Annotated in this window: 11 protein-coding genes and 1 pseudogene; 11 read left to right on the forward strand and 1 reads right to left on the reverse strand. The window is 37.5% G+C overall.

Features of this window, described 5'->3' with window-relative positions:
• Window positions 1-547: 547 nt before the first annotated feature.
• Genes QNO02_RS16475 through QNO02_RS16485 form a run of 3 tightly spaced genes read left to right on the forward strand, consistent with a single transcriptional unit; the run spans window position 548 to window position 4,163 of the window.
• A complete protein-coding gene (locus QNO02_RS16475; RefSeq protein WP_289389356.1) occupies window positions 548-1,657 on the forward strand; it encodes a tyrosine-type recombinase/integrase in 1,110 nt (369 codons plus the stop codon).
• Between the two features lie 3 nt (window positions 1,658-1,660).
• A complete protein-coding gene (locus QNO02_RS16480) occupies window positions 1,661-3,721 on the forward strand; it encodes a site-specific integrase (RefSeq protein WP_289389357.1) in 2,061 nt (686 codons plus the stop codon).
• A complete protein-coding gene (locus QNO02_RS16485; RefSeq protein ID WP_289389358.1) occupies window positions 3,687-4,163 on the forward strand; it encodes a hypothetical protein in 477 nt (158 codons plus the stop codon). The genes QNO02_RS16480 and QNO02_RS16485 overlap by 35 nt, the downstream gene beginning before the upstream one ends.
• Window positions 4,164-5,208: 1,045 nt before the next feature.
• Here QNO02_RS16485 and QNO02_RS16490 read toward each other — a convergent pair.
• Window positions 5,209-5,652: a hypothetical protein gene (locus QNO02_RS16490; RefSeq protein ID WP_289389359.1), complete on the reverse strand. Its 444-nt coding sequence runs from the start codon at window positions 5,650-5,652 to the stop codon at window positions 5,209-5,211.
• A 121-nt stretch (window positions 5,653-5,773) separates the two neighbouring features.
• On the opposite strand from QNO02_RS16490, the gene QNO02_RS30315 reads away from it, so the two are divergent.
• The 8 genes and pseudogenes from QNO02_RS30315 (at window position 5,774) to QNO02_RS16520 (ending at window position 15,222) form a co-directional block, all read left to right on the forward strand.
• Window positions 5,774-6,010, forward strand: coding sequence for a hypothetical protein (locus tag QNO02_RS30315; RefSeq protein ID WP_353959069.1), 237 nt, complete (start codon window positions 5,774-5,776; stop codon window positions 6,008-6,010).
• Window positions 6,011-6,098: 88 nt separating this feature from the next.
• On the forward strand, window positions 6,099-6,248 hold the full coding sequence (locus QNO02_RS30320) for an IS3 family transposase (protein WP_353959126.1): 150 nt from the start codon (window positions 6,099-6,101) through the stop codon (window positions 6,246-6,248).
• Between the two features lie 329 nt (window positions 6,249-6,577).
• A complete protein-coding gene (locus QNO02_RS30325; RefSeq protein ID WP_353959127.1) occupies window positions 6,578-6,760 on the forward strand; it encodes an IS3 family transposase in 183 nt (60 codons plus the stop codon).
• Window positions 6,761-6,996: 236 nt separating this feature from the next.
• Window positions 6,997-7,716 carry an AbiV family abortive infection protein gene (locus QNO02_RS16500; protein WP_289389360.1) on the forward strand — a complete coding sequence of 240 codons (720 nt, stop codon included), beginning with the start codon at window positions 6,997-6,999 and terminating at the stop codon, window positions 7,714-7,716.
• Window positions 7,717-7,727: 11 nt separating this feature from the next.
• Window positions 7,728-7,850: pseudogene (locus QNO02_RS16505) on the forward strand (polymorphic toxin type 8 domain-containing protein); the annotation flags it as partial.
• A gap of 19 nt (window positions 7,851-7,869) precedes the next feature.
• Window positions 7,870-8,244, forward strand: coding sequence for a DUF2750 domain-containing protein (locus QNO02_RS16510; protein ID WP_105408720.1), 375 nt, complete (start codon window positions 7,870-7,872; stop codon window positions 8,242-8,244).
• 530 nt (window positions 8,245-8,774) lie between these two features.
• Window positions 8,775-9,713, forward strand: a complete 939-nt coding sequence (locus QNO02_RS16515; RefSeq protein ID WP_289389362.1) for a VanZ family protein — start codon at window positions 8,775-8,777, stop codon at window positions 9,711-9,713.
• Window positions 9,714-10,347: 634 nt separating this feature from the next.
• Entirely contained in the window at window positions 10,348-15,222 is a 4,875-nt protein-coding gene (locus tag QNO02_RS16520; RefSeq protein WP_289389363.1) for a type II toxin-antitoxin system HicA family toxin, read from the forward strand.
• The last annotated feature ends 15 nt before the right edge of the window (window positions 15,223-15,237 follow it).

Here is a 15,237-nt window from a genome sequence, read left to right on the forward strand (position 1 = left end):
CTTTTTTGTATACCTTTACGGACATCAAAAATTAGTGGAGAGATGTTGAGGCGATAGACAAAGGAATCCGCTTGTAGCTGTCGAGGGACAAGATGTCGAGGGATAAGAACATATTCCCATTGAAGTCGCTTTTTAGGGATTATTTCAATGTACAACATACAACACATGATGGAGAAGAAGATCTTATAGTAAAATCGATCTATATACATATGTACAAAATACAATGTAATATTTAGTAGATATTATTCTTAATTACATATAAAATTATAACCATCTTATATATTGTGTCACAAAAGGAGGGGTATTCATAGCGGGCGATTATTATCATATCAAGTGTCCTATGAACGTTCAAAGTAAGTATTCAATTCTCGTATTCAATAGAGAAAATGAGCTGTTTTTACCTTTGACAGAGTTCTATTATTATCAACAGAAAAGAATTAGTGAGAGTTCAGCGTTATCTTATTTAATAACTTTGGAGAGATTCTTTTCATGGCTTGCAAAAAGTAGTAATTACCAAGGTACCCGAGTCAAGTGGTCTGATAGTCACATGGCTATAAGAACAGCGGTCGAGGATTACCTAATTTATCAGATGGGCTGTAAGTTAAGGTCTAAAGAAAATTTCCAGTACGTAATAATGACTAAAAAAAGTTCTCAGACTATTAATCACTTTCTAGCTGCCATTAAATCGTTCTATAAAACTGCATTACATCTAAAATTGTACGAATTTCAAAATCCTTTAGTTGATGCTGATTATAGTATTTCTGTTGGGAGTTTTAGTCCTACAAGCATGCGTGAGAATAAACCACGATTACCTAAAATAGCAGGAACAGAGATTCCATCTGATTCTTCATATCGCAGTCAATCAGATTCCTATTTTAAACTTGTAGCAAATGATTGGAAGCCAAATATTATTGCAGATCATGATCTTCCTTATATCATTTACAGAGCTGGTTCAGAGATTGGTTGGTCTTTAAGAGATGAAGTCGTAATAAGAATGCTTTTTGAAACTGGTGCTAGAATAAATGAAATTCTTGAGTTAACACTTGGGGATTATCGGCAACGGATAAATCAATATGAGATAGCTACCCTTAATAAAGGAAGTGAGAAAAGGAGAATTAAGTTTCTTAGGTTTTCTCAAGACACTTTGAAGCTATTAATCAGATATGTTAATGGCGAGAGAAAGACATACGCTCATGAAAAACAATCATTTACAAAACTTTCCGATAGTGAAGTAATTTTTCTTACAAGGAGAGGTGATGCCTACAACTATAATGCATTTTACTCACAATGGTCTAAAATCATTACTCAAGCTAAAATAAAAATGAACATACACAAAACTCGACACTGGTTTGTTACTAACATGATTAGAAATATTTATGATACAGCTAGTGATGGCGGGGAAATCGAAATGAAGAAAAATGAATTAATAAATTATATGAAGTGGAAAGATCCTGAGACTATAAAAGTATATGAACATTACTTTAATGAGGCCTTGTTCAGAGAGATACATGAAAACATGGCTAAAAAAATGCAGGAATATGAACAAGAATATTTGAAAAATTCTCATAGTTCCAGTGAAGGTGAACAATTATCTAGTTCAGTTTTACCAACAGAAGAGATTCAATGGATTAATGAGTTTTATAAGGGGATGGAATAGGAAATGGAATCTGAGAATATAGTCGAAAAAGACTGGTATAAAAAACTGTTTGGAATTGTTGATAAGGAAATACTTCATTTAAAAAATGTTAATGATGACTACCTCTGGGATATACTAAATAAGCAAAGCTTAAATTACATTTACAAATATTGTTTGGAAAGCCCCTGGTTGAATCAATTTTCTTTAGCAGTTTTATGTGCTACGGATCGTGAATTATCCCCTGCTTCTATAAACAATATGATGTCCATTTTAAACAAACGCCTTAAGGAAATTTTTGATGCATTTGATTTGGTGAACATTGAAGATCTAAACTACACACACTTTCATCAATACTTATCTGGCCAAATTTATGAAGATCATACGAACAGACAAAGACAAATGTTAATCTCTTATTATAAATCTTTCTTGTATAACGTATCTAAATGGTTAAAAAACAGAATTGAATTAGAGCGGCAAGAACATTTCTCAAAATTTTTATTCCCGGAATTTCCTTTTGATAATAGAGATTATAAAGCTAGAGATTTGGCAGTAACTTCAGCGCAAAAAAAACGAAAAGAAGAGACTTCTGCTGTAACTCCAATGCTTCCAGATATTAGAGCACAAAGTCATTTTAGATGGAATCAAATAAAGCGGCTACGTGAAATTACAAATAAAATGATCGCAAAAGTTGAAAATGAGAAAATCTTTTTACCTTTTTCTTTTGATTATGAAGAATCTGAATATTTAAATGAAAGACTTTACTTTACTTTAAATAAGAATTCAGACGATGAATATTATTTGGAATTTATTAAATCTATAAATCTTCTAGATGGATCTAAAGGAGAAGGATTATGGTTTTTTGAGATTTTAAATAATCGTCTTTTAGGTGCATGGTCTAATCTAGCATCTGATGAAAGAAAGACTGAAGGTATCTCATTTTTAGAAAAGTGGGGACACGATATTTCAGCAAATATACACCCATTTCAATCAAGGAATGAAGGAGTACTGACTCAGGGTTTTCAACTAACCAGAAAACAGCAATATAATACTTCACGACTTTTTATAAATGTAGAGCCACTATACATTGCTTGTATGTTTGCGATATTATCATTAGATATTCAATCTTATTCAGGTGCTCGAATAAATGAGATTCTACAAGTTAGTTATGATCCAGAATGTTGTATTATTACGGAGGATAAAAGTATAAAGCCTACAAAAAGAAATTATATTCTTAGATTAATTCCAAAAGGTAGAGATTTATTAGAGAATTACTATATGCCTGAAAGTGTTTTTCAAACAATACTAATGATAATTAAAGAATTAAAGAGTCACTACAATTCGAACACACTACCAGCAGTAGATTATAGTATTAGTTCAAGAAAGCACTTGATGAATGAGAAAAGAAAATTTGTTTTTCAATATAATAACCAACATATAAATCAGTTCACCTTGAATTCTGTAATTCGTTTTTTAACCCATGGCTTAATTATACAAACCGAGGAAGGCAAGCAGGTTATTCTTAAAACTCATCTTTTGCGTCATGCTTTTGCCACTCATGCAGCTCAAACAGAAAAACTACCTATCGATATTGTGCGTAAATTATTACATCAAAAAGATGAAAGTGTCACAAGTTACTATGCTGCACCAACAAATATTCAAATCTCAGGGACAATTGAATCTTTGCATGATAATTGGATGTCTTATATTGATATTCAACAAGGGATTCAGAGAAGCCCTGAAGAAATTAAAGATATCTATGAAGAGTACAAAGAAAAGGTTGGGACTGTCTCAAAAGTAGTTGGTGGCATATGTACAATTGATTCAGTCTGCCCGACAAAAATGGCATGTATGGGTTGTGCAGCTAAAGTGCCGCAACCTGAATTCAAGTACGAAATTGAACAGTATCATACATGGGCACAGGAAAGTGAAAAGCGCTTTTTAGAATTAGGATTAGAAGTAGAGGCAAAGAAGATGAAACTAGCTATGAGGAGAGCTAAAATAGAATTAAAAGAAATTGAAGGTATTGAGATGTATATAAAGGATGAATCGTATGAGCCAAACATTCAATTCCAGAAAGAAAACTAAAAAACCATGGTTAGATAGTATATATCTTCAACGTAAAAACAGAACTTTTGAGTTGGGCAAAAGATCTATCGACGAGTTATTAAAACAGGATTTAAAAATTTCCTACAGGAATATTGCTGAATTTTCTAAAAAAATTGATACTGAGAATAAAGGCATTCATCCTAATTCTATTAAAAGCAATTCTGAACTTTATGAGTATTATAAAGAAAATGTTAAAGCTAAAACTACAGTCAGGAAATCACTGAATTCATCTTTTAAATCAGATTTGTCAGCAAAGAATTACAATTTAATCAAGCCTGATCGAGACTTACAGGCACTTAGAAGAAGATATGCTAAATACAAAAAAAATGAACTTATTGAATTATTAATTAATGCCGAGCAATATATTGCAGAAAATAATCAAAAATGGATAGTTTCACAATTTGAAAAATATAAGGAGTAGTATAACGAGATGTCTAGGCATTAGTAACTGCTCTATGGGTAAAAAGGATGGAAAAGCATCATTGATCTGTATATACTTCCATCGCATGTTAAGCGGAGGATTTTTTCACACATGTTAAATCAACCGTTAAACTCAATTACTACTAGCCAATTCAAAAGAATGAGATGGAATGACTATGTGCCGCAAATTCACGATTATAGATCCATTGGGGAGGTATCCTCAATTACTCCGTTCCAGATCCGGAAGAGTTGGAATACCAAGCTAACTAAACCGCAGCTCCAATGCAGTATATTGAGTCTTTATTCTTCTGTTAGTTTATAGTACAAGGCTGTTCCTGATTTACAATTTGTAGAGTTGACCTGAGCAAAGTCCTGCTCGCAAGAGGGACCACCAATTATGAGCTTGAATTTGAGAAGAAAAGAGGGAAGTTTACTGATTGAGATTGCAAATTAGCTGAACTTTTGGGCACATTTAGAGGAAAACGGCTACTATAGAGATAAAATCATAGATACTATGGAGCAAGCATACCTAAAATATTTATAAAAAAAGTGGAATGTGTGGAACTAGAGTGTTATAAAGTCGTTATTAGTCGGCTTTTCTTATTATCAGGTTAATCAGTGATTACTGGTTGGCCTTTTATTTTGATCGTTTTACGATGTGGGGGCCGGGAGAACGTGGTTGCTTTAGGAGGTTGGACCTCGAAACAAAAGTAGTTCTCCCACGACCTCCAAAAGAACATGTATGAGCTGGTAGGGGCTATTGATCTAGTATAACAAGCGAAGCTAAGGACTTGGAACTATCTTGGCAAGGAAGACGAAATTCAAGACAAGAAGTGAGGAAATTGCAACCTGTTGCCGGTGTGGAGTGGCCAAAGGTTTGAGTGAAGAAAAAGTGTTCAGAAAGAGAAATGAGCCATATGGTAAAGCAGTAAAGATCATGCATGAAAAGAGTGGATTCGAACGCTTAAGACTTCCTCAGTTTCGGGTTCAACACGATAAAAAAACGCCCAGGTAATGGGCGCTGTTTTAATTTAAATCTATTTGGTTTAGTTTGATCTACTAGCTCTACGTGAATGAATTACATGAGTTACTGTAACTGCTGCTACAGGAATCAAATAAAGAGGATGTAACGTTACAAGTGAATGTATTGCAAATACGAACGGGATAAACATGCTTCCTAAAGTCTTCATCATCTTCAATTTTCCGTATTTACCAAGATAGCCGTCCCCTATGTAAACATCAATAAATCGCAGGGTTGCACTTATGTAAATGTTCATTAAAGATAGTAGCAATGCAAAGCCAATTAGCATTATATCCATGCGCCCGGTGATGTCATACCACGGATGGGGATTCTCTGCAAAAACTTCTCTTGCCCAAAAACTAAGTCCCATTGATGCTATACTCAAGACACCGGAAATCTTCCTGAGCCCCCGCTTACCTTGTTGTAAAATCTTTTTTATTCTTTTGTATTCACTTTTTGATTGTCCCACAATTTCACCTCCTTACTGTTATTAGTAGTACTACGTTTCATCTAGGAAAAAGTTCCATATCACTAGTCTTGCAGGAAGAACAGAACGTAAACGAGATTGCGCCAAATATGAAGTCAGTCCCGTGATGATTAGCTGGTGGAAAACAGAGTTTTTAAGCCGTGCGTCCATGCTACTTGAGAAAAGGACAAGTGAAGCGGACAAAATGAAAAAGGAGTACGAAAGCAGGCAGGAACTACTAGAAAAGCTAGTCGGTCAACTCACGGTTGAAGTCGACTGGCTCAAAAAAATCTGGCCTCAAATGAACCTTTGGAAGAGCGCAAAGCATGGTCGAACGGAATCATCCAAAGATAAGCATTAAACGGCAAGCCGTGCTGCTCACCGCTCACCGAACGAGCGTGTATCGGTCGGTGAGCGAGAGGCGGCCCAGTGAGGAAAACGTGCAGCTCATGCATCGGATCGATGAGATCTACATGAAGCATCCCTACTTTGGTTATCGCCGGATGACTAGGATCCTGAAGAATCAAGTCTATCCTGTAAATCGCAAGCGTATACGCCGCCTGATGCAGCTCATGGGACTAGAAGGTAGTGTATCCTAAGCCGATCCTTAGCAAGCGCCTGCATGTCAAGTATTGCCGGCCTTATCTGCTTCGTGGTCTTACTATTGATCATCCCAATCAAGTGTGGGAAACTGACATTACGTACATCCGTATGGAAAAAGGGTTTGTTTTAACCTGTCTCAAACGTGCCTTCGGGCGTTGTAAACCAGAGATTATGAACAGCGACTAAGACTCTCATTTCGCTAATGCGTCTTACCTGGAACTGCTCGAAAAAGAGAACGTGGGTGTCTCTATGGATGGCAAAGGACGTGCAACAGACAACAGCCGCCGTACGGAACGATACTTCAGATCACTAAAGTACGAGGTACATCTTTTTAAATGAATTTGAAACACCCCGTGATTTGCGCAAAGAAATTGCAGATTACATCAAATTCTATAATGGTGAACGTCCACACCAAATCGCTGAACGGGTTTCTCCAAACAATGTTTATTCACAATTTCTAACCCGAAAAGCTTTAAAAACTTACAATTTCAAACCAGAGAGGAGTTAACTTATTTTCTCTCGACTCGTGTTTTGACAACGGGGAGCAATACACTGGATACCTTTTATTAATTATCGTGAATGTCGCTTCTGTACAGCGATCATTTTGATTTTGATTGGTTGCGTTTATTCAACTAACGGGCAGAATAAATAGTATAAAAAATGGATAATGCAAGGCTTTTACTTTTTTTATCTTTTATACAGAAGTAAAATAAGTAATAGAAACCTTTCAAAGGGGAGATGTTAATGAATTTAAATCAATTAAAAGTTGAGGAAATTGAGCATATATTTATTAAAATTTATGAAAATGCATGTGAATTATTAGAGGAGTCAGAGATTTTATATACTCACCACAAATATGCAAGGGCATATCTATGTGCTCATTACTCCCTTGAAGAATTTGGTAAATTACCGATGCTATATTCAGCAGCACTAAATGTCCACAATGGAGAGAAAAATGATTGGAAAAAACTAAACAAAAGAATAAGAGACCATAAAAATAAAATATCTCAAAGCTTTGGAACAATTATGTTTTTGGAAAGTGTATTGAAAAAATATAATGATATTTCTCAAAACGATACATCTACTAATCATGAGACAAATGATCACAATTGGTTGTTTTTATTTAAAGAGTTTATTGAGAAAGAACTAGTAATTAACCCATATGAATTTCAGGAGTACTCTAAAGAATTGGATGTAAGAGAGGAGTATAAAATAAAATATTCAATGACACTTCTTTTATATGAGTATAAAAATGGGAGCTCTTATGCTGATTTTGATGAGGGAATATTTAGAAAACCAAGCGAAAAAATTGATAAAGAAACTTGTGAATATGGAATTTCACTTGTATACATGCAAAAAAAGTTCATAGAGTCTGTTAACTTTCATAAAAATGGATTATTCCTCTATAGATACACTGATGAGTTTAAAGAAAGATTAAAAGTACTGATAGATAAGTATAAGTAGACGGAGGTTACCAAATGCAGCACAAACGTGGTTTCGAGGCAAGGAAGGGTTACGGTTACGAACACAGTGTTTTAAATATTACAAAAAACCATAAGACGCAACATAGATATGATAATAATGGAAAAATAAGATAAAATATCATTAGGAGGAAATATGAATCAGAAAGAATTTGAATCAGTCATCAATCTTCCTGCAAATATTCGTTATGAATACTTCATCAAAAAAGTAGTTGATTCAGAAGAAGTGTGGGGGCTTTATGAAAATGGTTGGTCAGTTACTGAAGATGATAAAGGTAATAAATTACTTCCATTTTGGCCTAAGAAAGAATTCGCGGAATACTGTGCAACTGATGGTTGGGAAATTTACTCAAGTAAAAGTATGGATTTGTACGAGTTCATAGAAGAGTTTCTACCCAATTTAAAAAAAGAGGGTTTTAAACCTTCAATATTCTTAAATAATGCTGATTCTGCTGTATTAGAAGTCGATATACTAATTGAGGATTTAAAGACAGAACTTGAAAAATACTAAAAGGATTGATAATGGCCGTTCCCAGAACATTAACCGATCGGGGACGGTCGAATGTCGATGATCTTTTGATCAAATGTAAATTATCGCCGGACAACATTGTTCCATTCAAAGTCGCTATTATAGCGGCTTTTTTATTTTAATGAGAAATTGGTTCATTGTGGAAAAGGATAAGAACATTGTGTCATGTCGGATTAAGAGTTTATATGCAGCTAGAACTGTCGAGGGACAAGAACATATTCCCATTAAAGTCGCTATTTTAGCGGCTTTTTTATTTTATCGGTACAAGTTCTTGTCCCGAGCCAAGGACAAGAACATCGTCCGATTGCCGATTAGGCTAATATCTTTGCCTAGAGGATAACACAAGCAAAAAGTGTACTATGAACATGGGAACGTAAGGCGACGCTCCGATGAAGGGACACCACAAGGCGGCGTTCTCACCCCTGTTGGCAATTCTAATTAAGCTAAGGGGTGCATGAACCAGGTAAGTAATTTATAGTAATAGTTAGAAAAATAGAGTGGAGGAGTTAACCGTGGTCAATCAACGCAAGATTTTACTAACTGTAACCGTATTGTACACATTGCTTGTTCTTTATTTTATGTTCTTCGCTTTCGGCAGAGGAGAGGCTTCAGAGCATACTTCCGGCTACACCTTTATTTTTATGCCCGATAACTTCATTAGTTTGCCGTCTCCATCCGAACTTCTTCATCCCAGCCTTATGAGTATGGTGGGTTTCGGGAACACTATTGCGTTTATACCTTTCGGTATATTGATACCATGGCTGTACCGGGTCAGCTTCGTCCGGTTCATCACCGTATTCTTCATAGCGATTCTTGTGCTGGAGACGATCCAAGCCCTTACATTCCTGGGCAGCTTCGATATCAACGACGCTCTTCAGAATTCAATTGGAGCAGCCCTCGGTTTTGGGGCATACAAGCTTGGTTTCCGTTACCGCAACCTCGGGCGCAATCTGGTGGCAACGGCTATATCGGGTATGGTTCTTTTTATAGCTTTATGGGGAGTAGGGGCGGCGGTAGACAAAATAACAACAAAAGTAGAGGGCCCGTTTACAGCGATCAACGAATGGACGGATACTTCGGGCCATTCATCCGCCGGAGACAAGCCGGACAGCATCCTAATCAACGGACTGAAGGTGACGCCCGATTCAAACATGTATGGCGCTGAAGGTGGAGATTCCAAGACGTTCACGTACAAGTCTGAGGGGCAGACAATTTTCTCCTTCGATTACGGCATTCCGGAACCAACGAATTATTCCGGAAGCATCAGCATGACCCTGGATGGCCGGGAGATCTTGAGCAGTTCTGGAGAACTTCAGCGTACTGATCCTGATCTGTTCCCGTCGTTATTCGAGATTCCACTTGAACCGGGAAACGAGCTGAAGCTTACTATTAAGGGCGACTTGAAAGTATGGGATGTCGGGTATAAGAAGATGCAGTATTTCTGGAACTGAGTGCTTAAAGGGACTTCGCCACTATTCTATAATGAATAACACCTCGCGCTTGGGTTTTTCAAGCGTTTTTTTGTTCTTTTGAGATAATGAAGCTGAAGGTCTGAAGGACGATCGGGCTGATGCTACCGGGGTTACTTGGCCCAGTAAACTCTGGGGAGGCAAGGATCTAAAATTTATCGTTGTTCTGCTGCTCTAATTGCAGTTTTAGTTCCTTGATTATGCTCGTAATGAGCGCGGCTATATACAGATAATGCCTCACTTAAGAAATGAATAGCCATAGAATAAGGGATAATGTTGAGTGACATGAACATTTTACCATTAAAGTCGCTATTATAGCGGCTTTTTGTTTTAAGGAACCAAGCCGAATTATTTAGATCAAACTATACTCCTATGGATTAAAACTCAGATGATAATAAGATTCAGTTTAAATGGATCTTTCATGCACAGCACTGTAACTTAAAACCTCTAATCAAAGCTTCTCTAGAGCAAACTCTTGAATTTGACAATGATGATCCTTTTCAGCCGAATCGATATTTGTCCAGTCCAAACACTTGGAAAATTTTTCTTTTAGTAAATATTCCAATTATATGGTATAACTCTTCTTGCTCTAAAAAAAAAGACAAGGGGATACAACATGCAAAAGAAACACAAGTTTTGGAATAAGGTTCTCAGCTTAATTATTGCTGGTTCCTTAATTTCTACATCATCGCTCCATAATACCACTGCTTGGGGGAGCCCCTCAGCCGAAAGATCAACGCTTCAAGAAAGCAACATTTCCGACGATTCTAACTTGTCGTCCAACAACACCCCAAAAGAGATTGCTTCGCTCCGAAGTGAAAAATCTAAGACATTCGCAAATGAGAATGGAACGTACACAACTCAAATTTCTGAAACTCCCATTCACTATCAAGATTCCTCTAATGAAGAGTGGAAGCCTATTGATAATCGCTTAAACACGACGAGTCAAACGGCTTACAATAATGATCATGAATTCAAAGTAGAAATGAACAAGAAACACTCTACTTCTGACGATTTGGTTGAGATCAAAGAGGATAAATTCAGCATTGGCTTAAACCCAGTAGCGGAGACAAATCCGGTAAAAACCACGCAAAGTATCTCTAGCACAAAGCCTGCAGGGATTGTTAAGAATAATGTAATGACGTATAAGGGGCTTTATCCCGATACTGATTTAATTTATACCCTGGGAAACGATAGACTCAAAGAAGAGCTTAAACTCAGCAAAAAGCCGACAGGCAAAAAGTCAGTGATTTACTCCTTTGCCTTAACTCTAGGTAATCTGGATTATCGCCAGGAACAGGATGGCTCCGTTTCCTTAGTTAACCCATCTACTGGGGATATTGAATATATCATCGATAAACCGTTGATGTATGACTCTTTTATTCCTGAAGGCTATCAGCAGGTAGAGGGAGTTAATGCTTACCCTGAAGAATCTCTTTCCTACGATATTCACTATGAATTGAAAGAGAAAAAGGGACAGTTATACATTGACGTGATCCCAAGTATCGCATGGCTTAATGATGCGTCCCGTGTATACCCAGTCACCATCGATCCGACCATTGTTAAATTTCAACCGACATACCGCTTAGCGGATACCAATATACGTAGTGCTTTTCCCAAACAGACTGGAGCAACCGACACCACACTAGGGGTAGGTCTATATAAAGACGCTACTAGCTCTAATGTCATCCGTTCTCTTATTCAGTTCGACACATCGACCATCCCACAGGGGGCAAAGGTGTTAACGGCTGACTTGAACCTCTGGTTAGCGTCCGTTTCAAATAATACTAATGTAGATATCACACTAAATAGTGTAAATAAAGCATGGACGGAGTACTCTGCATCCTGGATGTATGCAGATGCTACGAACTTGTGGAGTAAGCAGGGTGGAGATTTCAATGCTTCGCAGGTGGCTACAACTTCTGTCGGACCTTTAACATCACTTTCAGCAAACTATAAGTGGTCCTTGCCTGCCAATATGCTAGAAAAGTGGATAAATGACCCCACAACAAACAAAGGTTTTATGTTGAAAAGCAATTCAGAAACAACAAACAGCTACAAGAAGTTTATATCCGGTGATGACACGGCCAATCCGGATTACACGCCGCTTTTAAGCGTGACATACACCTCTGCTAGCCGACTTGGTCTAAAAGATTATTGGACATATGATAGTCATCCGATAGCTAACGGAACTAGTTATACCAATTTGGGCACGGGGAACAATATCATCCAGTTCAATGATTATTCCTTAAAGGGTAGAGGAGATACCTCCGTAGATTTCATGCGGACATATAACTCAAAATCTAGCGAATCTTCACCCTTTGGCTTCGGATGGTATTATACGGGTGGTGAAACCATCGTAGATGCTTATAAAACCGGAGACGTATTGTTTACAGACCACACTGGATCTGCTTATGATTTCAAATATAACGCATCAAACAATACGTATACGCCTTCAGCTGGCGAATATCTGACACTAAAAAAGGTGAAAAGTAGCTCAGGGGCCACGACGGGTTATGAGTTAACGGACAAACATGGATACCTGATGCATTTCGATACGGTTTCTAACGATGATCAAGTAAGCATCACTCAAGCCAAACTCAGTTATGAACAAGATATGCATGGAAACCGAATTACGTATAAACGGAATGGGGACGGAGCACTAACGGGTATAGAGGACCCATCAGGACGTACCATTGCATTTGAATATACTTCAGATGGGTTAGTCGATTATGCCATTTTAGAAGGGCGTAAGACGGATTATACGTACCAAAATGGAAAGCTAGTCACTGTAGATCAGTATAGTGAGGATGGCACTTATAGCCGAACTCAGTTTAGTTATGGTGGAATTTACATTAAAACCATTTTTGACCCAAATAATCGATTAACCACGTATACCTATGATCAAGAGTACTTGGTTAAAGTGCAGGAACCTTCAACGGTTTCGGTTACAGATGCAAGTGATCGGCCGGCAACCCAGTACAAATATGACACCACTGCACGTACAGCAAACGTAACAAATGCAAACGGCCATACGACAAACTATACGCTGAACTCTAACTTCGTGACGGAGAAAATCCAAGATGCAAAGGGTGAAATCACTCAGTTTGTCCTAGACGCAAACTACAATGTCAAGGAAGTAACCAATCCAGATGGAACTGTTGCTGAGAAGACATATGATAGTAAAGGTAATGTTCTGACTGAAACTGATGAGGTTGGAAATGTTACAACATATGAGTACAATGGCCTGAATCATGTTCTCAAAGAGATTGATCCTAGACAAAATGTTACCAATTACTCGTATACCGCAGCTGGTGATTTGGAAACCATCGTGGATGCCAAGCAAAAGTTTACGCGTTATGAATATGACGCCTATGGAAACTTAAAAAAGACGACGTATCCAGACCAATCGATAGAAACGTACAGCTACGACGATAAAGGTAACGATATCAAATCGGTAATAGATGCAGCAGGAAATACAACAACAGTGACAACCGATACGGTTGGGAATATGATCGCAAATACCGACGGAAATAACAATCGTACCGATTACCATTATGATAAGTTAAATCGCCTGAAAGCTGTAATTGATCCGAAGCAAAAAGAGACAACGTATGAGTATGATACAGCCGGAAACTTGACTAAAACGATTAATTCAAAACAGGCTGTAGTTCAGTATGAGTACAACGGTCAAAATCAGTTAATGAAAAAGACAGATGCCATTGGCAATGTGACCGATAACAAATATGATTCAAATGGCAACCTAATGGAGACCTCGACTCCTAATGGGAACACAATCTCTACGACATTCACGGCCTTGGATCAACTAAAAACTATAAGTATAGACGGGCAACAAAAGTGGGCTTATGAATATGATGAAAATGGATTACTAGTCAATGTAAACAGTGGTGCTCGTTCCTTTACGTATAAGTCTGATGGATTACCTGAAACAGAGGTAGATAGAGGACATCAAAAGTCGTATAACTATAATGCGAATAGTGGACTTCAGGAGCTCTCTTATACAACTGGTGCACATTCGTCTACTGTGACTTATGATTACACCGAGTTAGATCAAGTGAAAAGTATAAGCAAGGATAATCAAAAACTCATTTCTTATCAGTACAATGATATGGCTGCAATGGAACAAGCCGATCGAGCAAACGGAATTGTAACCAAGGCTGACTACGATACTGGGGAACTGTTGCGCACTTACGGTGATTACTCGAGCACAGGAAGTGTGCTTCGCGAGTACGAATACACGTATGACTCTAATGAGAATGTAAAGACAATTCATTCAGAATTAGGTGATACAGTGTATGAGTACGATGTGCTTAACCAACTCGAACAAGAAACTCTACCCGATGGTACAACAATTAAATACCACTATGACGACGTGGGTAATCGGACACTAAAAGTAGTTGTCACCAATGGACAGGAGCAAACCACTGTATACGAGCATAATAACGCCAATCAATTAACTTCTGTTAATGGACAAGCTTATCAGTATGACAATAATGGAAACCTATTAAACGATGGAAAACAAACGTATATATATGATGCACTAGATCAATTAATTGAAGTACAAGATCAATCTGGTCAGAGAATACAACACTATAGTTATGATGAACAAGGGCGACGTATCCAGTCCATTGGTCAGTCCGGAACGACGAATTTCTTCTATGATGGCGATGAAGTCATCTATGAAACCGATGGAAATAACAAAACACTTCGAGAGTACACGTGGGATGAAAGTGGAAGTCCGGTAGCAATGACTAAAGATGGGCATACCTATTATTACCACTTAAACGGTCATGGGGATGTCGTTAGTTTAACGGATCAGACTGGTAACGAAGTAGCACAGTATGAATACGACGCATGGGGGAATATTGTAAATCAGAGTGGCGCGCTAGCGGATGAAAACCCATACCGTTATGCTAGTTATAGATACAATGCAGAAACCGGATTGTATTACCTGATGTCAAGAAACTACAATCCGCAGCTTGGTTCCTTTATCTCGTTGGACTCGGAACAAGATTTGGATCTAGATAACCCGCTGAATCGAAATGGATACAGCTATGGTCTAAATAATCCAGTTTTATATGTAGATGATGATGGAAACAACCCTTTTGTTGTGTTTATTATTGTCGTTGTTGTAAAAGTTGTTGTGAAGAAAGTTGTTAAAGTCGTTTCAAAGAAAATTGCAAAAAAGGCAGCGGCAAAAGCGGTAAAAAAATCAGCTACAAGTAAGAGTGGTTCTTTGAAGATGGACCTGCAGCTCTTTGGAAAAAATAAATTCCCTGCTGGTCAAACAAGTGGAAAGGATATAGTTAAATTTCTAAAAAAAGATGGCTTCGAAATCGTTAGTCAGAACGGAAGCCATGTTAAGTTAAAGGGTCCGAATGGAAAATCAGTTATTGTGCCTGTTCATGGAAACAAGGATATACCTATTGGTACATTAAATAGTATAAAAAAACAAGCTGGATATAAATAGAGGAGTGACCCCTAT

The organism is Paenibacillus sp. PK1-4R, assembly GCF_030369595.1.
GTDB lineage: Bacteria > Bacillota > Bacilli > Paenibacillales > Paenibacillaceae > Paenibacillus.